Source organism: Desulfosarcina sp. BuS5 (assembly GCF_028752835.1).
GTDB lineage: Bacteria > Desulfobacterota > Desulfobacteria > Desulfobacterales > BuS5 > BuS5.
Genome location: NZ_CP087952.1, coordinates 3,033,881 through 3,058,641, shown reverse-complemented (window position 1 = coordinate 3,058,641; position 24,761 = coordinate 3,033,881). Strand labels below are relative to the sequence as shown.

Annotated in this window: 29 protein-coding genes; 27 read left to right on the top strand and 2 right to left on the bottom strand. The window is 40.4% G+C overall.

Annotated features, from left to right (window positions below):
• Nucleotides 1-5: 5 nt before the first annotated feature.
• From fliF to BuS5_RS14905, 26 genes are all read left to right on the top strand, one after another.
• Nucleotides 6-1,652, top strand: a complete 1,647-nt coding sequence (fliF, locus tag BuS5_RS15030) for a flagellar basal-body MS-ring/collar protein FliF (RefSeq protein WP_051374565.1) — start codon at nt 6-8, stop codon at nt 1,650-1,652.
• A gap of 6 nt (nt 1,653-1,658) precedes the next feature.
• Nucleotides 1,659-2,633, top strand: a complete 975-nt coding sequence (fliG, locus tag BuS5_RS15025) for a flagellar motor switch protein FliG (protein ID WP_027352955.1) — start codon at nt 1,659-1,661, stop codon at nt 2,631-2,633.
• On the top strand, nt 2,617-3,357 hold the full coding sequence (locus BuS5_RS15020) for a FliH/SctL family protein (RefSeq protein ID WP_027352954.1): 741 nt from the start codon (nt 2,617-2,619) through the stop codon (nt 3,355-3,357). The genes fliG and BuS5_RS15020 overlap by 17 nt, the downstream gene beginning before the upstream one ends.
• Nucleotides 3,358-3,362: 5 nt before the next feature.
• Entirely contained in the window at nt 3,363-4,697 is a 1,335-nt protein-coding gene (gene fliI / locus BuS5_RS15015) for a flagellar protein export ATPase FliI (protein ID WP_027352953.1), read from the top strand.
• A gap of 20 nt (nt 4,698-4,717) precedes the next feature.
• On the top strand, nt 4,718-5,206 hold the full coding sequence (fliJ, locus tag BuS5_RS15010) for a flagellar export protein FliJ (protein WP_035264292.1): 489 nt from the start codon (nt 4,718-4,720) through the stop codon (nt 5,204-5,206).
• On the top strand, nt 5,196-6,743 hold the full coding sequence (locus BuS5_RS15005; protein WP_027352952.1) for a flagellar hook-length control protein FliK: 1,548 nt from the start codon (nt 5,196-5,198) through the stop codon (nt 6,741-6,743). Before fliJ ends, BuS5_RS15005 begins: the two co-directional genes overlap by 11 nt.
• Nucleotides 6,744-6,762: 19 nt before the next feature.
• Nucleotides 6,763-7,422, top strand: coding sequence for a flagellar hook assembly protein FlgD (locus tag BuS5_RS15000; protein ID WP_051374564.1), 660 nt, complete (start codon nt 6,763-6,765; stop codon nt 7,420-7,422).
• 273 nt (nt 7,423-7,695) lie between these two features.
• A complete protein-coding gene (locus BuS5_RS14995; RefSeq protein ID WP_027352951.1) occupies nt 7,696-8,907 on the top strand; it encodes a flagellar hook protein FlgE in 1,212 nt (403 codons plus the stop codon).
• A 187-nt stretch (nt 8,908-9,094) separates the two neighbouring features.
• The gene (locus BuS5_RS14990) at nt 9,095-9,556 is read left to right on the top strand and encodes a flagellar basal body-associated FliL family protein (RefSeq protein WP_051374563.1); all 462 of its coding nucleotides are present in this window, start codon (nt 9,095-9,097) and stop codon (nt 9,554-9,556) included.
• A 1-nt stretch (nt 9,557) separates the two neighbouring features.
• Complete coding sequence (gene fliM, locus BuS5_RS14985; protein ID WP_084445591.1) at nt 9,558-10,553, top strand: flagellar motor switch protein FliM; 996 nt, start codon at nt 9,558-9,560, stop codon at nt 10,551-10,553.
• Complete coding sequence (gene fliN / locus BuS5_RS14980) at nt 10,546-10,941, top strand: flagellar motor switch protein FliN (RefSeq protein ID WP_084445589.1); 396 nt, start codon at nt 10,546-10,548, stop codon at nt 10,939-10,941. Before fliM ends, fliN begins: the two co-directional genes overlap by 8 nt.
• Nucleotides 10,938-11,318 (top strand): flagellar biosynthetic protein FliO, encoded by a 381-nt coding sequence (locus BuS5_RS14975; RefSeq protein WP_027352948.1) that lies wholly within the window; start codon nt 10,938-10,940, stop codon nt 11,316-11,318. The genes fliN and BuS5_RS14975 overlap by 4 nt, the downstream gene beginning before the upstream one ends.
• A complete protein-coding gene (gene fliP / locus BuS5_RS14970; protein ID WP_027352947.1) occupies nt 11,315-12,094 on the top strand; it encodes a flagellar type III secretion system pore protein FliP in 780 nt (259 codons plus the stop codon). The genes BuS5_RS14975 and fliP overlap by 4 nt, the downstream gene beginning before the upstream one ends.
• A gap of 7 nt (nt 12,095-12,101) precedes the next feature.
• Complete coding sequence (locus tag BuS5_RS14965) at nt 12,102-12,371, top strand: flagellar biosynthetic protein FliQ (protein WP_027352946.1); 270 nt, start codon at nt 12,102-12,104, stop codon at nt 12,369-12,371.
• A gap of 106 nt (nt 12,372-12,477) precedes the next feature.
• Nucleotides 12,478-13,254, top strand: coding sequence for a flagellar biosynthetic protein FliR (gene fliR / locus BuS5_RS14960; protein WP_027352945.1), 777 nt, complete (start codon nt 12,478-12,480; stop codon nt 13,252-13,254).
• Between the two features lie 152 nt (nt 13,255-13,406).
• The gene (gene flhB / locus BuS5_RS14955; RefSeq protein ID WP_027352944.1) at nt 13,407-14,477 is read left to right on the top strand and encodes a flagellar biosynthesis protein FlhB; all 1,071 of its coding nucleotides are present in this window, start codon (nt 13,407-13,409) and stop codon (nt 14,475-14,477) included.
• 355 nt (nt 14,478-14,832) lie between these two features.
• Nucleotides 14,833-16,881, top strand: a complete 2,049-nt coding sequence (gene flhA / locus BuS5_RS14950; RefSeq protein WP_232223003.1) for a flagellar biosynthesis protein FlhA — start codon at nt 14,833-14,835, stop codon at nt 16,879-16,881.
• A gap of 18 nt (nt 16,882-16,899) precedes the next feature.
• Entirely contained in the window at nt 16,900-18,366 is a 1,467-nt protein-coding gene (gene flhF / locus BuS5_RS14945) for a flagellar biosynthesis protein FlhF (RefSeq protein ID WP_027352942.1), read from the top strand.
• A 14-nt stretch (nt 18,367-18,380) separates the two neighbouring features.
• The gene (locus BuS5_RS14940) at nt 18,381-19,289 is read left to right on the top strand and encodes a MinD/ParA family protein (RefSeq protein ID WP_051374560.1); all 909 of its coding nucleotides are present in this window, start codon (nt 18,381-18,383) and stop codon (nt 19,287-19,289) included.
• A 10-nt stretch (nt 19,290-19,299) separates the two neighbouring features.
• Nucleotides 19,300-20,061 (top strand): FliA/WhiG family RNA polymerase sigma factor, encoded by a 762-nt coding sequence (locus BuS5_RS14935; protein ID WP_027352941.1) that lies wholly within the window; start codon nt 19,300-19,302, stop codon nt 20,059-20,061.
• A gap of 190 nt (nt 20,062-20,251) precedes the next feature.
• Nucleotides 20,252-20,521, top strand: coding sequence for a hypothetical protein (locus tag BuS5_RS14930; RefSeq protein ID WP_027352940.1), 270 nt, complete (start codon nt 20,252-20,254; stop codon nt 20,519-20,521).
• Between the two features lie 18 nt (nt 20,522-20,539).
• Entirely contained in the window at nt 20,540-21,319 is a 780-nt protein-coding gene (locus BuS5_RS14925; RefSeq protein WP_027352939.1) for a DUF2802 domain-containing protein, read from the top strand.
• Between the two features lie 220 nt (nt 21,320-21,539).
• The gene (locus BuS5_RS14920) at nt 21,540-21,806 is read left to right on the top strand and encodes a BrnT family toxin (protein WP_027352938.1); all 267 of its coding nucleotides are present in this window, start codon (nt 21,540-21,542) and stop codon (nt 21,804-21,806) included.
• Nucleotides 21,790-22,044: a BrnA antitoxin family protein gene (locus BuS5_RS14915; protein ID WP_027352937.1), complete on the top strand. Its 255-nt coding sequence runs from the start codon at nt 21,790-21,792 to the stop codon at nt 22,042-22,044. Before BuS5_RS14920 ends, BuS5_RS14915 begins: the two co-directional genes overlap by 17 nt.
• Before the next feature lie 348 nt (nt 22,045-22,392).
• Nucleotides 22,393-22,689: a DUF4258 domain-containing protein gene (locus BuS5_RS14910; RefSeq protein ID WP_232223002.1), complete on the top strand. Its 297-nt coding sequence runs from the start codon at nt 22,393-22,395 to the stop codon at nt 22,687-22,689.
• A complete protein-coding gene (locus BuS5_RS14905) occupies nt 22,689-22,904 on the top strand; it encodes a hypothetical protein (RefSeq protein ID WP_027352935.1) in 216 nt (71 codons plus the stop codon). Before BuS5_RS14910 ends, BuS5_RS14905 begins: the two co-directional genes overlap by 1 nt.
• Before the next feature lie 233 nt (nt 22,905-23,137).
• Here the strand turns inward: BuS5_RS14905 and BuS5_RS14900 are convergent, their stop codons facing one another.
• Together BuS5_RS14900 and BuS5_RS20570 are read right to left on the bottom strand one after the other, a co-directional pair.
• The gene (locus BuS5_RS14900; protein WP_035264288.1) at nt 23,138-23,455 is read right to left on the bottom strand and encodes a BrnA antitoxin family protein; all 318 of its coding nucleotides are present in this window, start codon (nt 23,453-23,455) and stop codon (nt 23,138-23,140) included.
• A complete protein-coding gene (locus tag BuS5_RS20570) occupies nt 23,442-23,618 on the bottom strand; it encodes a BrnT family toxin (protein WP_443112712.1) in 177 nt (58 codons plus the stop codon). Before BuS5_RS20570 ends, BuS5_RS14900 begins: the two co-directional genes overlap by 14 nt.
• Before the next feature lie 385 nt (nt 23,619-24,003).
• On the opposite strand from BuS5_RS20570, the gene flgF reads away from it, so the two are divergent.
• Nucleotides 24,004-24,759 carry a flagellar basal-body rod protein FlgF gene (gene flgF, locus BuS5_RS14895; RefSeq protein WP_027352933.1) on the top strand — a complete coding sequence of 252 codons (756 nt, stop codon included), beginning with the start codon at nt 24,004-24,006 and terminating at the stop codon, nt 24,757-24,759.
• The last annotated feature ends 2 nt before the right edge of the window (nt 24,760-24,761 follow it).

Sequence of the window (24,761 nt, the reverse complement as noted above, 5' to 3'; positions counted from 1 at the left end):
CATAGATGTCTGCTTCTCCCGATTTTTTTAATCAGTTGAAAAGCATATTGGCAAATCTTTCTCCAGTCAAAAGAGTTATATTTTTGACGGTTGTGGCTGCTGTTATTACCGGATTTATTTTTATAATAAGCTGGACAACAAATCCTGAGTTCGGAATTCTTTATAAGAATCTGTCTCCGGAAGATGCCGGGGTAATTCTTTCAAAATTAAAAGAAAACAAGGTGGATTACAAGATTTCTTCTAATGGCACATCAATTTCAATACCAAATGACCTGATTTATGAAAAAAGGATGGAGCTGGCTTCCCAGGGGCTGCCCCAAGGCGGAAGCGTCGGATTTGAAATTTTTGACAATACTAGTCTTGGTGTTACCGAATTTGTGCAGAATGTAAATTACCAGAGAGCGCTCCAGGGAGAGTTGTCAAGAACCATCAGTAAATTTGATGAAGTAGAAAGCGCCAGGGTTCATATTGTTATGCCGTCAAGGTCTCTCTTTATCGACCGGGATGAACTTGCGACAGCTTCAGTAGTTTTAAGTATGCGTCGCAGCAGAATGTTGAGCCGGGATCAGGTTCATGGGATTGTTTATCTTGTATCATCAAGTGTTTCCGGTTTGGCCCCTGAAAATGTTACTGTGATAGATAGTAATGGAAATATGCTTTCAGGCGATAGAGGTGAATCGGTCACAGGTAAAATAAGCCATGATCAACTGGAATTTAAAGAGGGTCTTGAAAAGAGTCTTGAAAAGCGGGTCAAGACGATGCTTGACACAGGGCTTGGAAACAACAAATCAGTTGTCAGAATTTCATGTTCGCTTAATTTTAAAAAACAAGAGAAGACTGAAGAAAAATATTATCCGGAAAACAAGGTTGTTAGAAGTGAACAGCTTTTAAGTGCAATATCGAGTGGAACGGATGATGTACAATCCGGAATTCCCGGCGTTTCATCAAATATAGCTCCTGTTAAGAATGATGCTTCTGTATCCAAGGCAAACAAAAATTTTGAAAAAAAGGATCAAACGGTAAATTATGAGATTGGAAAAATAATAAACCATATTATAGAACCGGTGGGCGCTATTACCAGGCTGTCAATTGCCGTGATGGTAGACGGAAAATATGAATATAAAATAGGCAAGCAAGAAAAAAGCGCTGGTAATGTTAAGGAAGACAAGGCCGGCAAGGAAAATAAGGATAATGGCGAGTGGATATACATACCAAGAACCAAAGAAGAGATGGAAAAACTGGAAGGTATCGTTAAAAGAGCAGTAAACTTTGATGCAAAAAGAGGGGATGAAATAGAGATAGTTAATATTCCTTTTGAAACTTCACGATTGACCCTGTCTGGTTCAGATGTGGAACCTGAAGGCTGGTTATCGATATTAAAACAGAATAAAATCTTGCTGAAGTATGTTTTTTCCGTATTTACATTGCTGTTGGCGTTTATTTTTATTGTGCGGCCATTGATCAGGTGGCTGACTTCTCCTGGAGGTGATGTTGAATTGTTAAGGGAGCTTCCTATGACGGTCGGCGAACTTGAAAAAGGTTTCAAACAGCAGAACAAGAGGCTGCCGTTCAGTGAAAAGGCATTGGAGATGATAAACACTGATACTGAAAATTCAGCCAAACTGATGCGGAACTGGTTGCAAGAGGAATAAGCATCTATGAATACTAACAACTTGTCAGGTTCGGTAAAGGTGGCTGTTCTTGTTAAATCATTCGGCAAAGATGCCTGCAGTAAACTGATAAACACTTTGAGTGACGCGGAAAAAGAAAAAATAAATACTCTTGTGAATGAAATGGGCGACATACAACCGGAACTTGCTGAAAAGGTCGCTCAAGAGTTTACCAGAATGAAGGAAGAAGAAAATGCAGGCAAAAACGAAAAACAACACAGAAAAAATGAAGAATATGGAAAGGAAAATGAGGCTATACGCGCTTCCGAAAATAACCTTAACGCCATAAAATCAATGAACCCCGATCAGTTGGTGCGTATGGTCAAGGATGAACATCCACAGACTATTGCCATTATTATAGCTCATATAGACCAGAATAAGGCCAGCGAGGTAATAATGAATCTTCCGGATGAAATTAAATCGGATGTGGCGTACAGAATTGCGAAGCTTAAAAAGATAGTGCCCGGAATGCTTGCGGAGATAAATGCGGTCTTTGAAGATTCTTTGAAAGGCGGCAAGAGTGATGCCATGAAGGAAGCAGATGGCATAGGGCTGCTGGCAGGGTTATTAAACCAGATAGACGGTACTATCGGAGGAATGATTTTAGAGGAATTGGAAGAGACGGATCATGAGATGGTGGAACAGATTAAACAGATGATGTTTGTTTTCGACGATCTGGTTCTGGTCGATGACAAAGGTATGCAGGGTGTCTTGAGAAGTGTTGAAACCCAGGACCTCGCATTGGCATTAAAAGCGGCTTCAGAAGATGTGAAAGAAAAAGTCTTTAAAAATATGTCGGACAGGGCAAGGGAAATTTTAAAAGAAGAAATAGACTCTTTAGGAGCAGTAAGGATGAAGGATGTATCAGACGCTCAACAAAATATTACAAATATCATTCAGGACAAAGAAAGCAAGGGAGAAGTGGTAATAGCTGGACGCGGGGGGGATGAATTCATTGGATAATTTGCTGAAAACCGGAAATTCGAATGAAAAAGAGTTGTTAAAGGAGCATTCTTTTCCTGATATTATGCTTGAGCAAACTGCGGCAGTCATAGATTCCGGAGTTAATGATGATGGATTCAGGCGTATCGTTTTTGCTGAAGGGAAGAATTTTTTATCAGGATCTCCGTTGAATCAATCCTTTACTGAAGTATCTGATGATTCAAAAAAAAATGAGATCATCAATATTAAAAAAGAGGCATATTCTGAAGGTTTGGAAAAAGGAAAAAAAATCGGAAAAGAATCAGAAAAAAAGATTGTGTTATCAATTGTTGATGAATTACGGGAAGCTGTTGTTGAATTAGAAGAATTTAAGAAAGGTATCTGCGAAAACGCTGAAAAATCAGCCGTAAAACTTGCATTCTTAATAGCAGGAAAAATTTTGTGCACTGAGATTGAGAAAAATAATAATTCTGTCATTAAAATTATTAAAGAGGCTTTGAAAAAGATCATGGATGATGAAAATGTCAGAATAAAAATCAATCCTTCTGACCTATCTTATATTCAGAGCGCCGGATCTTCACAACTTGATGATATACTTGCAAAAAGTAGCGTTAGTTTTGAAGCTGATTCTAAAATTTCCAGGGGCGGGTGTCTTGTGGAGACCGATTCGGGTGAGATCGATGCCAGAATAGAGAAACAGTTGCTGGTTATCGAAGAGACATTTTCAGAGGAGCTTTTCAAATAAATAAAATGAATCCTGCTATCGATTTTAATAAATACTATACCATGCTTGACGCCTTACGTTCTATAAGTGCAACCGGCAAGGTTGTAGAAGTAACCGGTCTTGTTACCGAAGCCCGCGGTCCGGCATCCATGATCGGGAGTATTTGTGAAATTTATACAAAAGAAAATGAGAAAAAAATAAGAGCGGAAGTCCTGGGCTTTAGAGGGAACAGGATCCTGCTTATGCCCCTGGACGATGTCAGGGGTGTCGGCCCTGGAAGCAGGGTTGTGGCTAAGGAACAGAAGTCTTTGATAGCCGTCGGGAATGACTTGTTGGGCAGAGTAATTGACGGCCTTGGAAACCCCCTGGATAATAAAGGGATGATAAGGACTGACGATAAATATCCAGTATATGCAGAACCTTTGAATCCCCTTGACAGAAGTCGAATAAAAAAACCCCTGGATATAGGTATAAGGGCCGTTAATGGACTTTTAACAATAGGATGCGGACAGAGACTCGGTATATTTGCAGGCTCGGGGGTTGGTAAAAGTGTTCTGCTGGGTATGATCGCCCGCAATACCAGTGCAGATATAAATGTGATCGCCCTTATAGGAGAAAGAGGTAGAGAAGTAAACGAATTCATAGATAAGGAATTGGGAGAAGAGGGTCTAAAAAAATCAGTTGTGGTTGTTGCAACGTCAGATCGCTTCCCCTTAATCAGAATAAGAGGAGCTTTTATTGCCACTGCCATAGCTGAATATTTCCGTGATCAAGGCCAACATGTAAATCTGATGATGGATTCCGTAACAAGATTCGCCATGGCGCAACGAGAGATAGGCCTTGCTCTTGGTGAACCTCCCACGACTAAAGGATATACCCCGTCTGTCTTTACAATGCTGCCGAAACTACTGGAACGAGCCGGAACATCTCCAGGCCGGGGTACTATAACGGGGCTTTATACGGTCCTTGTGGAGGGTGACGACATGAACGACCCCATAGCCGATTCGGTCCGATCCATACTAGACGGGCATATTGTTTTATCAAGAGATCTTGCGATGCATAATCATTATCCTCCGGTTGATATCTTAAAGAGTATAAGCCGTGTAATGATTGATATAACGGATTCTGAACATCAGAAATGTTCAGACAAGTTAAAGTCGGTTTTGTCAACATATAAAAAAGCTGAAGATTTAATCAATATCGGCGCATATGTTTCCGGCAGCAATCAGGATATTGATTATGCCATTGATATGATAGAAAAAATTAATGCCTTCCTGGTCCAGGGAATTGGAGAGAGGTTCGATTATGAAGATAGCATCAGGGAACTGAAGAATCTTCTATTGTTTGACGGTTCACAGTAAACTTATAAGCGTTACTAAATATGTATCACTTTACTCTTGAAGCACTTTTGAGCCATAGAAAATCTATAGAAGAATCCTTTCATAAGGAGTTGGCGGATTCGCAAAGGTTGCTGAAGGAAGAGATGAATAAAAAGATGAATTTTGAACAAGAGCGGGAGAAAGTTATGACCGAACTGGAGCGAAAGACAAGCAGGGGGATTACTGCCGGCGATAATTTTATATACCATAATTTTATTCAACGCCTTGCGGCCGATATTGACAAACAGGACAAGAGACTCCTTGGAGTGGAAAGGGAGGTTGAGAGCAAACGTATAGTTCTCCTGGAGGCTGTAAAGAATAGGAAAGCATTGGAAAAATTAAAAGAAAAGGGACTGGAAGCATATGCCCGTAAATTAGGCAAAAAAGAACAGCGTTTTATCAATGAGGTGGCTGTTAATAATTTTTTCAGGAGCGTTACTGACCAAAAAAAAACAATAATTTCGGAAAGGAAACTTAATCATGCAAACTGATATCTTGATTTTTCAGGATATTAACAACGGTTTCCCGGAAGTTGTTGAGAATGGGAAAAGTATAAAATCCCTTGAAAAAACAGGTAATCTGGCAGAGGAAAAGGGGGCTTTTTTGTCCGCGTTTGCAGGTTTGCTAAACGAGCAAATCAATACTGTGTCGGAAGGTCGGACTTCTTTAAAACAGCATGATGGAAATTTTAAATCCCTGGATGAAGAAGATATCCAAGATGAAGAGAACGATTCCGAAATTAATAAAAAAAAGACCTGTGAAGGATGCTTTATTTTTTCCGTTTCCGGTTTTAGTAATTTGGAAACACCGGTAACTGATAAGTCTGGAATAATAGATTTTTCTGAAAATAAAACGGAGTTTGCCGATAAAATCGAGTCAGTTAAATTTTTTGAATCGGTGGATATAAATGGCTCAAAAACCGGAGTGTTGATTGCGCAGCCCGATGTTGAAGATACTGATCTTGCAATAAAAAATAATGGGGTTCAAGCTGATAGAATTAAGCTTGATAAAATCGGGACAGATGCAAGTGAAAAAGCAAATATTAAAACTATTAACAATCCCCTCGAATTCTTACACTTGAAGAATGGATATGAGATAAGCCCCGGGGAAGAAGTTTTGTCTGAAACCTCCAGGCAGTCTCAAGCTGAAGCAGGAATTGATGTTGCTAAAAAAGATATAGCGGATCAGGATCAGAGTATCAAAAAACATGATCAAATTTCTCTTCAAAAAAAAGAGACTCCATTTACGGGATTAGATGAAAGATTTGATGATAAGTCCGGCAGTCGGGAGGGTTTTAATAAAAAGGCGTTTTTGGGTAAACTTGAATCAAAAGCAGCTCCGGCTCAGAACGGATTCAATAAAGCGCCGTTGCAGGCACAGGAGGGCGCTGGTGTGAATTATGCGTCCGATGTAGTCCCTAAAATTGCTGAACCGGTTTTTACGCAAATGCAGGATCTCAAGAATAAAGATTCAAATATCAGCAAGATTCAAGTCGTAGGTGAAAATAAAGAAATCGGTCATATCTTCTTGAAAAGTCATTTTCCGGAACAACCCGCCGGCGCGGTAAAAGGTGATGAACCTGCCCAAAAACCTGCGGCCACGGAAGTTTTGTCACAGGTAATCGACAAGGCGGTATTAACCTTGCGAAAAGGTCAAAATGAGATGAGGATCAGTCTTAAGCCGGATTCTCTTGGCCATTTAAACTTGAAAATAGTAACCGATAATCACCATGTTATGGTTAAAATCATGGCGGATACTCCCTATGTAAAAGAGCTCATCGAGAATAATCTCCATCATCTTAAAGGAGAACTTAGCAATCATGGTTTTGAAATAGATAGATTTGATGTGCTTGTGGCGGAAGATTCGTACCGGAACGGCGGCAGAGAAGGTAATAATGAATTTTTTGAAATGAAAAACAGAAAATATGCCGACAGGGATTTAGATGATAAAGTTGTGGATGAACCGGAAGCGCCTGCTGCAATTATGAAAAAAGAGCGCGGGACCAGTCTTGTCGGTGTTTTTGCATGAAGCAGGAGGTGATGATCAAATGACAATTACGGGATTAGAGAGTGTCGGCGGCGCTGTGAGCGGTTTGTCGACTCCCAGGCCAAATGAAATGGGTAAGGATGCGTTTCTGGAACTGCTTGTAACTCAACTGCAGTATCAGGATCCCTTGAATCCAATGGACAGCACCGCTTTTACAGCTCAACTGGCTCAATTCAGCTCGCTGGAGCAACTTAACAATGTTAATAAAAATTTAGAACATGCCCGGCTTTATCAGGCATCAATCAATAATTCGCAGGCGGTCTCCTTTATTGGTAAGGATATAAGGGCGATAGGAGATACTATTAGCGTAAACAACGGAATCACGGATAGTTTATTTTTTAAACTAACTGAGCAAGCGGACGATGCCGTTGTCAATATATACGATGTAAATGATAATCTTGTTAAAATTATTGAAACAGGCGCGCTTGATCCAGGTGAGCAGACTATGGAATGGGACGGAACCGATAATCAAGGAAATGCAGTTACTGACGGTGAATATCGGTTTGAGATTATGGCCTATGATGGAAGCGGGGAACGTGTCGATGCAGCAACCTATACTGCGGGCAGAGTAAAAGGAGTCACATTCAAGGACAACAAGGCGGAATTGCTCGTTGGGAACAGGCCAATAGCCTTGGGTGATATAATAGAGGTTAAGGATTAGATCAGAACCGGTGTTTTTACCGCACAAGGACGCAGAAAGCGCAGAGGAAATTGCTTGAATTTTAATGTAATATCTCAGCGTTTTTGCAGTTAAATCCAGTTAAACTTTTTTACAAGGGAGCCGGTTTCAAAATGTTCAATTTTGTTCGAGGTCAAGGAAGGCTAAAACTTTAACCACAGGAATACATTGAGTATTTCGAGGATTAAAATTTTAGACTGACGTAGAGATCGGGCAAAAGTGGGCGTTTTGAAATTGGCTCAAGGGAGAAATAATATGATTGGTTCTTTATATGCAGGCATATCCGGCCTGAAAGTAAACACAAAAGCCATGTCGGTTATTGGCGATAATATTGCAAATGTTAATACAACCGGATTCAAAACTTCCAAGGTATCTTTTGCCAATATTTTCAGCGCTTCTCTTGGTTCTACGGAGAATCAGATAGGCAGGGGCGTTACCCTGGCAGGAGTAAATCCTGTGTGGGATTCAGGTTCACTGGAAAATACAACCAGTGTTACCGATCTGGCTGTAAACGGGAAGGGGCTTTTTATTGTAAATAATGACGACGGTTCGCAACTTTATACCAGAGCAGGCAAGTTTGATTTTGATAAAGATGGTAATCTTACCACACAGGATGGGCTTACGGTTCAAGGATACGCTATTGATGCTAATGGAGATTTTGCTCCAGAACTGAGTGATATAGCCCTTCCGTCAGCGAATAGTATCCCTTTGGCTACTGATGAATTTTTAATGGGCATAAATCTTGATTCAACCGCTGAAGTCGGTGATGAATATACTAATTCATTAACAGTTTATGATTCTTTGGGAAATGCTATTCCACTAACCCTGACATTTAAGAACACTGCAACGGGGAAATGGACGGCTACTCCTTCAATTCCTGCTTCTGCAGGCAGTGTCACTTCAGCCGCCATACAGGTAACCTTTGATGGGAATGGTAATTTAACGGCTCCAGCAACTGATTCTGTAATACAATTAACATTAACCAATGGCGCAACCTCGACCCAGGATATTACCTGGGATCTTTATGAAAATGGATCCACCAACGGTAGTCTCACCGGGTATTCAGGAGCATCCGCCGCCAGTTCCCAGACCCAGGACGGATATGCCTCAGGTAGTTTGCAAGGAGTTTCGGTTGATGAAGACGGAGTTTTTACAGGTCTTTACTCAAATGGAACAATGACCCCTTTTGCTCAAATAGCTTTAGCTGATTTTGCCAGCTATTCCGGCTTGGCAAAGATGGGTAGCAATCTTTATTCCACATCTGTCAATTCCGGTCAGGCCACGATAGGGATGCCGGGAAGCGGCAGTCTTGGCAGCGTAAGCCCCAGTTCACTCGAAATGTCGAATGTAGATCTCTCTGACGAGTTTGTACAGATGATAACGACCCAGAGAGCCTTTCAGGCGAATTCCAAGGTAATTACAACCAGCGATGAAATTCTTGCAGAGCTTATCAATATTAAACGATAGAAGAGCGGTTGACAATTGACAGCTGACAACTTTATTCCAACAGTAGGGGCACGATGCATCGTGCCCTTATCCTATCTCTTAAAACCTAAGTATCCCCCTCTTTTTTTTGTTTCCTGTGGCACCGTTTTTGCATTTAATTATTATCAATTCAAACCGGCTGAAGATTGAAGTCTGGAGGAGATAGAGAATGTCCAATAAGTTATTAATTGTTATTGCTGCTGTTTTTCTGCTGATGATGGGTATGATGGGCGCAGGTTTTTTCATTTTATGGAGCAAGATGGCTTCAGCGCCGCAAACTGTGGCAGCCGAGCAGCAAAACGTTGCTGAAGAGGTTCCGGAGAATACCATTGGCCCTTTGTTTTCCCTCAGTACCTTTATAGTAAATCTTGCTGATCAAGGAGGCAAACGCTATCTGAGAATCACAATGGACCTGGAACTGACTGGTGAAGAAATTAAGGAAAAACTGGAAAAACGCTTGCCCCAGATAAGGGATAAGGTTCTAATGATAATTCCATCCAAGACATTTGAAGAACTCAACAGCTCTCAAGGCAAAGCCGCGCTTAGAGATGAGCTGGTAATCAAACTTAACGGCCTGTTGACAAGCGATTATGTTAAAAACATCTACTTTACCGAATTCGTAATACAATAGAATGTCTGATCAGGTATTATCACAGGAAGAAATAGATGCTCTCCTATCCTCAATGGATAGTGGAGAAGTGGATTTAGAGCCTGACGAGCAGCAGGAAGTCGAGATAGTCGTTGAGCCTTATGACCTTATGTCAAAAAGCACAATGCTGCATGATCAATTCCATGCTCTTGTGGAAATTTATGACAGATTTACATTTTTACTTCAAACATCACTCGCTTCAACCCTGTATAAGCCTTTTGAGATTGGATTTGTTTCAACTGAAATGGTAAGATATGAGGAGTTTATCTCTGCATTTTCAAGTCCTGTCAGTTTATGCACATTTAAATTAGAGCCTCTTATAGGCTCCGGGCTGCTTGTGGTTGAGCCGAATCTCGCCTTTTCTTTAATAGAGTGCATGTTCAGCGGTGATGGGACTCCTCTTCCCCAGGTAAGAGATTTTACTCCTATTGAAAGAAGAATGATGGCAAAATTTGCCGGCATTGTATTAAAAAGTTTTGAAGAAGCTTGGAATATAGCCTATCCCATTAAAATGGTTCCGGATTCAATGGAAACAAAGCCTGATTTTGTTCATATGGCCGCAAATGAAGATTTAATGATAATAGTGCTTTTTTCTGTGAAATGGAATGATGTTTCGGGTAACATCCATATATGCATTCCCTATTTAATGCTGGAGCCGATAAAAGATAAGCTCTCCTCTACATATATGATGGGAAAAAATATGGAAAATGTATGGAGAGACCAGTTTCTTGAATTGCTTCAGGAAACAAAAGTAAATTTAATAGGAGAGCTTGGAAGAAATAAATATACTGTTCGCGATTTGTTGAATTTTGAATTAAACGATGTAATCGGACTAGATACAGGACCTGATGATACAATTACAGTAAAAGTAGAAGGCGTAAAAAAATATAAGGGTTTCCCTGGAGTAATAAAAGGGAATCGCGCTGTTCAAATATCAACAATGATTCGAAAAAATACAGGTAAATCTATTTATGAATGATTCTGAACAAAAAATGGTCGATTCCGGGAATAGTGGTTCTTTAGTTATGGATAAGATAATGCGGAAAAGTAATATGGATAATCCTGCTGAATCAGCTTACGTTTCCGAGTTGTCAGATGATAACGGCAAGAATAATCTGGAAGTTATACTCGACATACCCTTGGATATAACAATTGAACTTGGCCGTACGAGAATGGTTATAAATGATTTGCTTAAACTTGCGCAAGGGGCAGTTATTGAGCTTTCGAAGCCGGCTGGTGAGACATTGGAAGTACTTGCCAATCAAAGGTTGGTTGCCAAGGGTGAAGTAGTGGTAGTAAATGATAAATATGGAATTCGACTTACAGAAATAGTCAGTCCCATGGAACGTTTAGAGAGCTTAAAATGAGTAATAGCCCTGACATGGTAACAACAGCGCTCAATCTGTTTTTTGCACTTATTATTGTTTTGGTCAGCCTGCTCCTGCTCTTTTATTTGTTCAAAAAAGGGATAAAAAAATATTATAACAATTCTGACAATAAACTTATAAAGGTTCTGGATAGCACTTTCATAGGAGTAAAAAAAAATATCTCACTTGTTGAGGTGCCTGGCGCTGTACTGGTTCTGGGTATTACTAATGATAATATTTCTTTTCTGACCAGAATTGATAGAGAAGATATTACGAAAGAGCTGCATGAAACAGGAAGTATGAAACAAGGATCATTTTTTTCTGAAAAACTCGGCAATATTATTTTAAAAGGGAAGAGATACCCCCTAAGCAAATGAATAGTATTCTAAAAAAATATCTTTTTATCTGGTTGTTTGTATCCATAACTACAGGGATGCTGCCTGATAATACCTGGGGCAATACAGCAAGTGGATCTGCTCCTTTGATAAGCATAGATTTGAAAAATGCGGATATAGACAATCCTGATGAAGCGGCAGTTGTTCTTAAAGTATTTTTGCTGTTAACTGTCCTCTCCCTGGTTCCTGCAATTTTAATCATGCTGACATCTTTTACCAGGATTGTAATTGTCCTTTCTCTCCTGCGCCAGGCAATAGGCACTCAGCAGATGCCTCCCAATCAAATAATTATAGGACTTTCACTTTTCCTTACCTTTTTTGTTATGACACCTGTATGGCAGAATATTAACCGGAATGCTTTAACACCGTATATGGAAAAAAAAATAAGTGGAAAAAAGGCATTGGAAACAGCCATACAGCCTGTAAGAGGGTTTATGTTCAAGCAGACCAGGGAAAAAGATCTGGCAATGCTGGTTAAAATAGCGGATTTAAAAAGGCCGAAAAATATAAATGATATTCCTACAAGTATTCTTGTTCCTTCTTTCATCATAAGTGAGTTGAAAAGCGCTTTTATAATCGGATTCCTTCTCTATGTTCCATTTCTTATAGTTGATATGGTCGTTGCATCTGTTCTTTTATCAATGGGAATGATGATGCTGCCTCCGATTATGGTTTCCCTGCCCTTCAAGTTGATGCTGTTTGTGCTGGCAGATGGATGGAATTTGATTGTCGGATCATTAGTTAAAAGTTTTTCATGAGGAATTCATGACGCAAGAATTTATAACAGGATTTTTTTTTGAAGCTTTAAAAATAGCTTTTATGCTGGCAGGGCCGGTGTTACTTTTCGGACTGGTTGCCGGAATCCTGGTGAGTATGTTTCAGGCAGTAACTTCAATCAATGAAATGACCCTGGTCTTTATTCCTAAAATGCTTGCTGTAGGTTTGGCGCTGCTGATCTTTTTCCCCTGGATGCTCCAGATAATTATCACCTTTACCCAGAATGTTATTATCAATATTCCAAATTATATACGATGATCTATGTTAAGAGGCCTTCAGCCTTTAGCCTGAATACCTTCAACCTAAAAACAAAAGGGGCTTGATTTTATCTCAAAATGGCCGAGATTAAAACAAACCTCAACCAATGAATATTATCAACATTCCGCTATCTCAAATTCAGTTCTTTTTGCTCATTTTTTTGCGGATAACATCAATCATGATGGTCGTGCCTGTTTTCGAGAACAGAAATATCCCGGTTATTTTTAAGGTCGGGCTTTCTTTTGCTGTAAGTATCATTCTTTTCCCTTTAATTAAATTCGATTCCTTCCCGGTCTTTACAGGATTATTGCCATTCGCTTTAGGTGTTGCGGGTGAAATAATGCTGGGAGTTATTATCGGACTTTCAGTCAAACTTCTATTTTCAGGTATTCAACTTGCGGGTCAGATAGCCGGAATACAGATGGGCCTGGGTATATCCCGTGTTCTGGATCCGAACATGGGTACCCAGGTTTCAAATATAGGTCAAATATTCAATCTTGTTGCGCTTTTAATGTTTTTATCCATCAATGCGCATCATTTTTTTTTACGTGCCATTGCCGATAGTTTTAACATGGTTCCTCCGTTGAGTTTCCAGTTCGGCAATTCATTAATTGAATACCTTATAATCCTTACCGGCAACATGTTCATCATAGCAGTAAAGGCCGGCGCTCCCATCATGGTGGCCTTGCTGTTAACAAGTGTTGCATTCGGTCTGGTGGCAAGAACAGTTCCCCAAATGAATATCATGATCGTTGCCATGCCCCTGAAAATTGCCGTGGGACTCTTGTTTCTAGGCATAACCCTTCCGTATTTAACATCTTATTTTATTCAAATTTTTAATAATATGGGAAGGGATATTTATATTTTATTAAATGCGATGTAGTGTCCGTCCATAAATGGCTAATTTGCCCGATATCTGCGTTGCGCTAAAATTTTAATCCTCGAAATACTTAATGTATGCCTGCGGTTAAAATTTTAGCACGCCTTGATCTCGAACAAATTATCCTATTTATGGACGGACACTAAGGAATTTATATGGCCGGAGAGAGTGATCAGGAGAAAACCGAACAACCGACCGGGAAAAAACTTGCCAAGGCCAGGCAGGAAGGGCAGGTGGCGGTCAGCAAAGAGGTGCCGTCTGTTTTAATACTTCTTTTTTCTTTATGTGTATTTTTCTTTGCAGGTTCCTGGATGTTTGATCGACTGATAAATTTTATGAAGGGTTTGTTGCAAAATATCGGCGTAGTATCCATTGGGGTGATGTCTCTTAGATTATTATTATTTAGTGTTTTCAAGGAAATAATAATAATTCTGGCTCCTCTTATGGGGGCAGTTGTTTTAGCCGGTGTCATAGGGCATGTAGCCCAATTCGGTTTTTTATTTACCGGGAAACCGCTCACTCCCAAATTTTCTAAAATGGATCCTGTAAAGGGGATGAAAAAGCTCTTTTCCCTGAAATCTTATGTTGAGCTTGTAAAGATGCTTATCAAAACAGGTGTAGTGGGTGGAGTTGCCTTTATAATGCTCAGGGGCGAGGCTGACAAGTTCCCGTTGCTTATAAGGATGGAAGTTTGGGAAATACTGATTTTTATCGGTCAGGTATCTTTTAAGATCTGTTTTTATACCTGTATAGCTTTGATAATTCTGGCGGCGCTCGATTTTGCCTTTCAAAAGTGGCAACATGTCAAAGGCCTGAAGATGACAAAACAGGAAGTTAAGGATGAGGCCAAACAGAGCGAAGGTGATCCAAAAATCAAGTCCAGGATCAGAAGCGCCCAGATGGAAATGGCCCGGCGCAGAATGATGGAAGCGGTTCATGAAGCAGATGTTATTATTACCAACCCTACCAGGCTTGCGATAGCGTTGCAATTCGATGCCAAAAAAATGACAGCACCCAAGGTGACCGCCAAAGGCTCCGGGTTTGTTGCAGAACGTATCAGGGCAATAGCCATGGAGCATAGTATTCCTATTGTAGAGGAAAAGCCATTGGCCCAGACACTTTACAAAACTGTTGAGATTGATGACTTGATTCCTGTCAGTCTATATCAGGCGGTTGCTGAGGTTCTTGCTTATGTTTACAGGCTTAAGGGAATTTCCAAAAAATAATCTACCCATCCTGCTTGCCCTTTTGCTCGTCTTCTACGTTGCGATAACAGGCACATAGCTCACTATGCACCTGCCATCACGCCTTGAAGACGAACAAAAGTTCTGCACGATATGAGTAGATTATTTTTTAGAAGTTTCCTAAGGGGATTACATCTAATCAGGCATGAAAGATGCATGTGCTTTAATATAGATTTAAACATAAATATTTTCACTGCTTGTCCTTATGAAATTAATTATCTGAAAATTTATAGCAACCGAGTAAAATTCAAAAAAACATCCAACATTTAATATTCAAAATTAAACCATTATGGAACTTACGAATCAAATAGGATATTCTTGGAAAAATAATTTGTTAATGAGGCACAGTGACATAGTCTTGCCATTGTCGGTTGTGGGGATTCTGTCTGTTATGATTATGCCCATGCCCACCTTCATGCTTGATCTGCTGCTGGCATTCAATATTACAATTGCCATCACTATACTACTGGTCGGTCTTTATATAATAAAGCCGTTAGATCTCTCTGCCTTTCCTTCAATACTTCTTATTATAACTCTTTTCAGACTTTCCCTGAATGTGGCCTCAACACGTATTATCCTGCTGCACGGCAACGAAGGCGTAACAGCAGCCGGAAAAGTTATCAATGCATTTGGAAGCTTTGTTGTTGGTGGCAATTATCTGGTGGGGGTTATAGTCTTTATTATACTGGTTGTGATTAATTTTATGGTTATTACCAAAGGCGCCGGAAGAATTGCGGAAGTCGCCGCCCGTTTTACCCTGGATGCCATGCCCGGAAAGCAGATGAGCATAGATGCCGATTTGAATGCCGGTCTTATCGATGAACAGGAAGCGCGTGAAAAACGGGCTAAAATATCCAGGGAAGCCGAATATTACGGTGCCATGGATGGTGCCAATAAATTTGTGCGTGGAGACGCGATAGCCGGAATAATAATTACCCTGGTCAATATAGCAGGCGGACTCACCATAGGTGTATTTCAAAATAGCATGAGCTTTGCCAAAGCAGCCGAGAATTATACCCTGCTTACAGTCGGAGACGGGCTGGTCAGCCAGATTCCGGCCCTGATTATTTCGACCGCAGCCGGTATTATAGTAACCAGAGCCGGATCCGAATCCAACCTGGGTAAGGAAGTAGCATATCAGATTTTCGATCAGCCGCGCGCGATTGCAATCACATCGGGTGTGCTTTTCGGACTCGGTCTTGTCCCGGGTCTTCCGGCCGGCCCGTTTTTCTCCCTGGCCGTTTTTGCCGGGATAATAGCCTATGTTGTCTCTCAAAAAAAAGAAGATGCAGTAAAGGAGGATGAAGGCAAAGAAGTTCTTGAAGACGTGGATGAGCTGCCTGACAATGTGGTCCCTCTTCCACCTGTGGATATACTCGGCCTTGAAGTGGGTTACGGCCTCATACCCCTCGTGGATGTTGAACGGAACGGTGAAATTCTCGACAGGATTAAGTCGATCAGGAGGCAGATTGTAGAAGAGCTTGGTATTGTCGTTCCTTCAATTCATATCCAGGATAATATGCAGCTTAAACCGGGCGATTACAGGATTAAGCTTAAAGGCAACGAGATAGCCGGGGGCGGGCTGATGATGAATTACTATCTGGCAATGAATCCCGGAGGTATAGAAGAAAAGATCAAAGGAATAGATACAAAAGAGCCCACTTTCGGTCTTCCGGCATACTGGATTAGAGAAGAAGAAAAAGAGCATGCTGTTTCACTGGGATATACCGTAGTCGATCCCGCCACGGTTTTGACTACACATCTTGCCGATATCATAAGACGCAATGCGCATGAACTGATAGGAAGACAGGAAGTTCAGCAGTTGTTGGATAGAATCAAAGAATCCCATCCCAAGGTAGTTGAAGAGCTGGTACCTAATTTAATGACCCTGGGAGGTGTTTTGAAGGTTCTGCAGAATTTGCTTGCAGAGAGAGTTCCTGTCCGTGATTTTCTCACAATTCTGGAGACATTGGCTGACTGGGCACCGGTGGTTAAAGATATTGGTTTGCTGACGGAATATGTGCGCGAATCCCTGGCCAGAACGATTACCAAATTTTATCAGGGTGAGGAAGGTGATATTTCGGTAATAACACTCGATCCGATGCTTGAGAAGGAAATAGCCGATGCCGTCCAGCAAACTGAACATGGGGGTTTTATATCCATGGATCCGGCAATCGTGCAGAATATTATGCATTCACTCTCAGAAACCCTTGAAGCTTTTACAGACTCAAATTATCAGCCTGTTGTTTTATGTTCGGCTCAGATTCGGACTCATTTTAAAAAACTGATAGATCGGTTTATCCCTGACCTGGCAGTTCTTTCATTCAACGATATTTTAAGCAATGTGCAAATAAAATCCTTAGGAACAGTAGGATTGAGAAAGTAGGAATAGTAGGATTGAGAAATGCAGATTAAAAGATTTGAAGCTCAGAATATGACTGAAGCCTTAAGGATGGTTAAACGGGAATTTGGAGCTGATGCCGTTATTCTTTCTGCAAAAACTTTAAAGCAGGGCAGAAGAATATTTGGTAGTACGAAAAAGGCTCTGGTAGAGATCACTGCAGCAACAGACAGAAAGGATAATCTTACTGACAAGACTTTATTCAATGAGGGTAATTATAGAAAAAAAACAACAATAGATTACCGGGATCGGCAGGATATTACTGATATTCAATCCTCGTTGAAAAAAAAAAGTATCTCGGAGTTGATTCAGGATCCTTTCAGGGTGTTGAAAAAAAGAACTTCGCATAAAGAGATAAAAGTTGACACGCGCCGGGAGCGTGACAGGCAATTAACTGTCTTGACTGGAAAATTTATTGCGCAAGGAATGGATGAGGATTTGGCGCTTGAATTGGCGGGTGAGATAAATGAAAGCTTGCCTTTAAATAAAATTGCGTCGGATGTTGATCTTAAAGAATATTTGTCAGATTTTTTTGACAGGAAGAATTTTCTTTCAAAGCCGATGGCTCTTGCTGAAGGGGAAAAAAAAATAGTTGCCCTGGTAGGTCCGACCGGTGTGGGTAAAACCACAACTATTGCAAAACTGGCTGCTGTTTATGCCGTAAAAATGAATAAACGGGTGGCGCTTATTACCCTTGATAATTACAGGATTGGCACTATTGAACAGCTTGGTATTTATGCAAGGATTATCGGCATTCCAATGGAGAGCGTGTCATGCGGGGATGAACTTATGAATGCGCTGAACAGCTTTAATGATTATGATCTTATCTTGATAGATACTCCCGGAATCGGTCGAAGTGAGAAGGATAAATTAAAGGAATTGAAAAATAGTTTTAAAAACATTGATTTCGCCGCTATCTATCTTGCATTGAGTTCCTCAACTCAAACTTCTGATCTTATTGATATAGTTGAGAGTTTTGATGCGATTTCGATCCACGCATCTATATTTACAAAACTGGATGAAAGCGTTTTTCATGGCAACATTTTAAATCTCCTCTTTTTTAAGAAAATACCTGTTGCATATTTTACAACCGGGCAGCAGGTTCCGGAGCATATATGCGCGGCATCAACAGACCTGTTGGCGGATTTTATACTAAACAAGGAAAAGTGCGGGATTTGTTTAACGGATCAGGAAGAGGGTAATGCCGGCCGGCAGGCTGCTGAAGTTCTTCCTGTTCAGGATTATGATGGATATTATGTTGCCAACAAGAATTCGGACATTTTTCATCGTCCGGAATGTAAATCTGTTGGAAAGATTAAACATAATAATATTATTTTTTTTAAAAGCTTGAAAGAAGCTGAAAGTAAAAACTTCTATCCTTGCAGAATGTGTATCCCGGAAATAGCGGAAAATTATAATGCGCTGTACGAATCTATGGATAAGAATATAACCGGCGGCAGCCTGAAATAGGAGATATCTCAATAATGCATACAACTGACCGGAATAAGAAGGTCATAAGCCTTTCTAAAAGGATATCTAAACAACAGAATCCGGAGGCTGCCCTAAATAACAAAAAATATAAGCCGGAAACACGCGTAATAGCAATTACCAGCGGTAAAGGCGGAGTTGGAAAGACAAATATAGTAGCAAACCTGGGATATGCCTTAAGCTGCCTTGGTAAAAAAATACTTCTTTTTGATGCTGACTTGGGGCTTGGCAACATAGATGTATTTTTGGGGATTGCCCCCAGGTACAATCTGTCCCACGTTATTATGGGAGAGAAGAGTATCCCGGAGATTATTGTTGATGGTCCTGGTAATATGAAAATACTGCCCGCTTCGTCAGGTATTAATGAGCTTACAAACTTATCAGAAGGGCAGCAACAAAAAATTTTATCTGAACTTAACCTGATTATCGATCCAGTCGATATACTTCTCATCGATACTGCTGCCGGAATTTCATCAAATGTAATATACTTTAACGTCTCAGCCCATGAAATAATGGTTGTTGTTTCGCCTGAACCGGCATCAATTACCGATGCATATGCATTAATGAAAGTTCTTTCTATTAAGTATTCAGAAAATTACTTTAAATTATTAATAAATTCGGCTTCTTCGATTAATGAAGCTGAGGGTGTTTTCAGGCAGCTGCAGCTTGTTACAAATAGATTTCTGAACATATCAATAGAGTATATGGGACATGTAATATACGACAAAAAAGTAGTCCAAAGTGTAAAGAAGCAAAAAATAGTTTGTGAAAAATATCCCGGCGCTATGGCGAGTGAGTGCTTTGTTGAATTGGCTAAAAGAATCTGCGAATCGCCGACTCCCAGTCTGCCGGATGGCAGCAACAGTTTTTTTGGGAAGAACCTGTTCATGAGAAAGTATGATTAGGGAATAATAAATGGAACCTGCCGGCCTCATAGCGGAAACAAATGAACATGATGACAGTCTGTTTAGAAAACAATTAATAAATAAGTACCTGCCCTATGTCAAACGTATCGTTTACAGGATTGCAATCAACCTCCCTTCAAATATTATCGAAATTGACGATCTTGTTAATGCAGGTGTTATCGGGCTTATTCAGGCAGTCGACAGGTACGATCCGGAACGGAAAAACAAGTTTATAACCTATGCAGTATATCGCATAAAAGGGGCTGTGTTAAGTGAACTCAGGTCCAGGGATTTTCTGTCCAGGGATAATAGAAAAAAAATTCGTGAGCTGGAAATGACCTGTTTAAAGCTTGAACAGCAATTAGGTAGAGAAGCCAATGATATAGAAGTGGCTGCAGATATGGGCCTGAGTATTGAGCAGTTTTACAAAATTAAACAAAATGCCGGTATCTCTTTCATTAGTTTTGAAGATCTTGGGATATCTTCAATCAAAGAAAAAGAAAAATTGGTAAATTCTTTTATGCAGGAGTCAGAGACTGATGCCTTCAGCATGATCAGGTTAAAAGAAATAAAAGATGCAATATCATGTATCCTTGCAGTGGTTCCTGTAAAAGAAAAGCTTGTGATTTCTCTTTATTATCAGGATGAATTAACAATGAAAGAAATTGGCAAGGTCCTGGATATTACGGAATCCAGGGTTTCCCAGATACATGCCAAGGCAATAATTCATTTGCGGGAGAGATTGAGAAACATGGGTATCCTGGATAAATAGTGCCCGAACGAAAACTAGAAAATTTTTTCAAGTTCAAGGAAGGAGAAAATTTTAACCGCAGGAATACATTAAATATTTTGAGGATTAAACCTAATTTAAGATTTGGTCTCCTGACACAGAAATTGGGAAAATTAGCAGTTTCCGTTCAGGCACTAAATAGATAAATGAAAAAGGTGTGGTGAGTGGCGGGATGGATTTGCAGAACATATATTCGCCGGTTTCTTCCGCAGGCCGGGTTAAGGTGATAAAACAGCAGCAGAGCAATTCACAGGGAAGACGTTTTGCAAAAGAGTTTCGTAAAAAGCGGGAAGATAAAAAAAAGGAGTATACATTGATCATGTCGGAAGATATCAATGCCTCAGCAAAGGTTCAGGATAAAAGTCATAAGAACAAAGATCATGATGAAAATGAGGGTAAGAGCAGTAGCTGTAATGGAGGAGTAATAGATATTAAAATATAATCCTTTAAAGAGGATCTTATGGAATATTTTACCATGGAATTATGCGAAATTCTACTTGATTTGACGGCGTTGTCTGTTTGCGTTTTTATAGTTCTGTTTATAGTTATAAGCACCTTTAAAAAAAGACACAAAATATCCGGAATTGAGCAGAAGGTACAGACCGGTAATTTTAATGAATCGGTCATGGCGCAACTTATTAAACAACAGTTGAATAAGTCATTGATAGATATTGTTGATGCTATTAATGATGAAAAACTCTCAAACAATAAAGCTGTCCCGGAGAAAGCTGTTCAGGAGAAATTTGTCCAGGAGAAATTTGTCCTGGAAGAAATTTCCAAGGAGCCGGAACCTGTCGATTCAGATGAATATGATCAAGAATCTGTCGATTCAGGCGAATATGATCAAAATGAATATGATCAAATAGAATCAGGCAATTCAGAAATGATCGATAAGCCATTGATAGATGCTGTTTATGCTATTAATGATGAAAAACTCCCAGATAATAAATTTGTCCCGGAGAAAGTTGTCCCAGAGAAAGTTGTCCAGGAGAAATTTGTCCAGGAGAAATTTGTCCTGGAAGAAATTTCCAAGGAGCCGGAACCTGTCGATTCAGATAAATATGATCAAGTAGAATTAAACAATTCAGAAATGGTTGACAAGTATGATGAGGCTGCCGCTCTGGCGAAATCGGGCATGAATGTCTGTGATATTGCAGATAGAGTCAAACTGTCCATGGGTGAGATTCAGCTCATAGTAAATTTGAACAGCCTGCGCAATGAATCATCGCGGGCGGCATAATTTGCCTATGCCGCGAAGGGGACGTAGGTGCAGAACGTGTTTGACTGATGAAATTAGTAGATTATGAAACAATCATTACATATTAGAGACAAGGCATGCCTTGTCTCTACCCTCGCAATACATCATCCATGTGGGTCTGCCATATTTTGATGCAATCGCCCTGTATGTTCGCCAGAAAAAATTTGACATGTGCATACATATGTACATATTATAGGATGCTATGTTTGAATGGGATGAATCGAAGGCCAAAGAAAATAGATCCAGGCACGGAATATCATTTGTAGATACATTCGCAGTCTTCGAAGATCCAAATGCCGTGACGCTTGAGGATTCTCGGCAAGGTGAGCAACGCTATGTGACCATTGGAATGGATGCCTTCGGCCGTATACTGGTAGTGGTTTACACGTGGCGGGAGGACAACATCAGGATCATTTCCGCACGCAAGGCCGTGCGTTACGAGGTGAGACAATATGAAGGCGAAATATGACTTTAGTAAAGGTAAGCGGGGTGCCGTACTTCCTTCCCCCGGGAAGAAAGCTCGGATCACCATCCGACTTGATCGTGACATTATCGAGTGGTTCCGGTCCAAGGTGGAGGAACAAGGCGGGGGTAACTACCAGACGATGCTCAATGATGCTCTCCGAACATACATGGAGCGTCAGGAGAAACCCATCGAAGAAGTCCTTCGCCGTGTCGTCCGAGAGGAGCTACAGGCTGCCCGATAATGGAAATGGCAAACCAGGCGCTTGCGAGGGACCGGGCAACGCCGTGCCGTTTTTGGAAGGGAGTATTTGGCCGATAGTTTTTATCTTTAACATATAGATTGTCACATAAATAATTTCACTGCGTTATAGGTCGTCGGAGTATTACAATACGCCCTCCTCCCTCTGGCTTTGTGCCAAATTTTAAAATCAGGTAATTATCTGACAATCTATAGTTTTTCAGTTATAGCTGGTCAGCCCCTCAGCTTTACGTTTTCTGCCATAAGACTACTATGGGAAAGAGAATATTATTGCCAAATAGTCCCTGATTATTGTATTACATAAAATATGAATGAGACATTCGAGAGAGTTTTGAGACTGATTAGACGTAAGGAAGTTATGATATCCGACCATGGTTATGATGAGCTTGCGGAAGACAACATTTTCGTCAGGGATATCATGGCAGGAGTTTCGGATGCATTAGTTGTAGAAGATTATCGTGACTATCCGAAAGGTCCATGTGTATTGGTATTACTGAAAGATCGTTTTGACAACCCGATACACGTAGTTTGGGGAATTCCAAAGGGCGCTTCTTCACCAGCCGTTTTGGTTACTGCTTACAGGCCTGATACCGATCGGTGGACAACAGATTTTTTGAGGAGGATATAATGAAAAAAAGACGACGTACAAAGCTCGTGTACGAAGGACAGTATGTTGCCGAGGTTGATCTCGAATTGATTGATATGAATAAAGGATGGTCCCCTTATTTATCTCTTGATGATGCATACAAGCTGGATGATATTCGCAATGCACTGCGGCTGGGTGATGTTAAGAGTGCAGCGCAACTTGCTCGCATTTTTACTCTCACTCCTATCGCAGTATAGTGATTTACGCGAAGGGGACGTAGGTGCAGAACGTGTTTGATTGATGAAATTATAGATTGTCAGATAATTACCTGATTTTAAAATTTGGCACAAGGTCAAAGGGAGGAAGGCGTATTGTAATACCCCAACGACCGATAACGCAGTGAAATTATTTATGTGACAATCTATAGTAGATTATGAAACAATCATTACATATTAGAGACAAGGCATGCCTTGTCTCTACTGAAAGCAAACTATCGGTGTGAAGCCACATACTCTCGTAATACATCATCCATGCGGGTCTGCCAGCCTTTGCCGCTTGCCTTGAAGAATTCCACCACATCTGGGCTATACCGCACAGAGAGTAATATTTTTGGTTTTTCGACCTTTGGTCGACCCCCGCGTACTTCATCTTTAAAAGACTTTGGCAAATCAGAATTTTCAAAGGTTTTTGCTTCACGGAAATTTTTTTCCGTCCATTCGAAATCATCAGAATCAGCCTTGATCTGGGCATTGATCTCCGCATCCTCTTTAGGGGTAGGGATAATTGTTCCAGGTTTAAGTTTTGGCATATTTTCTCACCTCTCTACTATTTGCCTTGCGCAAACTGATTACACGCATCGCACCACCACGCAGCGTAAATGTCATGTGATAAAGCCTATTGTTTATGTAACCGAGCGCGTTAAATCTTAACTCCATTTTTATTGTTGTAGCTACAGAAATACAATAAAGCAAGGGTTCAATGAACAGATTGCACGGAAGGAGGCTGGGACGTCCCTGCTTTTCCAAAGGTCATATTTTTCAATTCCTGCGTCAAAACCCTGACCTTTTTGCCTACCTTAAAAAATATTCCATTCTCATTTTAGTATAACAGGTTGATTCTATAATATATTTACAGGTTTATCTTCCGTGGCACATAAGTTGCTTCGTTAAGGTATAAATAGATGAGCGTCACATTGTTCAGTCAATACCAAAAGAATTAAACCGGATTATCCAGAAACATTATATAATATTGGGAATGCGACATTTTTTAAATTCAGTTTACACTTTAATTTATAGTTTTCCGCTTGTAACGAATAAGCCAAGAGTAGAAAGTAAATACAATCCAGGAGTAATAAATATGAGTGGCGCAATATACATATCGGCGGCAGGAGCTTTGAATCAGCAGAAAAAGCTGGAAATTTTAGCAAATAACATAGCCAATGTTAATACTACCGGTTTCAAGGAAGACCGAACTACATTCAGTATATACGACATGGAATCTTCGGAAACGGATAAAAGTACCACTTTAAGCGCCGGTAAGTCCGAACATTTTATTCCCTTGCTTTCAGGAACACAACCCGTTTTTTCCCAGGGCGGGATGCGGCAGACTGGAAACACCCTGGACATGGCCATTGAAGGTGACGGATTCTTCAGTATTCAAACCCCCGATGGAATTCGCTATACCAGGAACGGAAGCTTTAACCTGGATAAGGATGGCGTTCTGGTAACAAAGGACGGTTTCCCGGTTTTGGGTGATGGAGGAGAAATAAAAATCGACGATGATGACAAGATTTTTACAGTAGATGATGAAGGCAATATATCTGCGGATGAAAAGCAAATCGGCAGATTAAATATTGTAGATTTTCCCCGGCCATATGCTCTTTCAAAGGTCGGGGATACGTTTTTTGCAATTAATGAAAAAAACATCAAAGAGATCACTGCGGAGCGTTTTCAGATCAAACAGGGCTATATCGAACTTTCCAATGTGGATGTTATTAAATCGATGACGGAGATGATCGAGGCCTTTCGAGGCTATGAATCGTACCAGAAGGTTATAAAATCAATTGACAATGTTAATGGGAAAGCGATTAACGAAATCGGAAGAATAGGATAGGG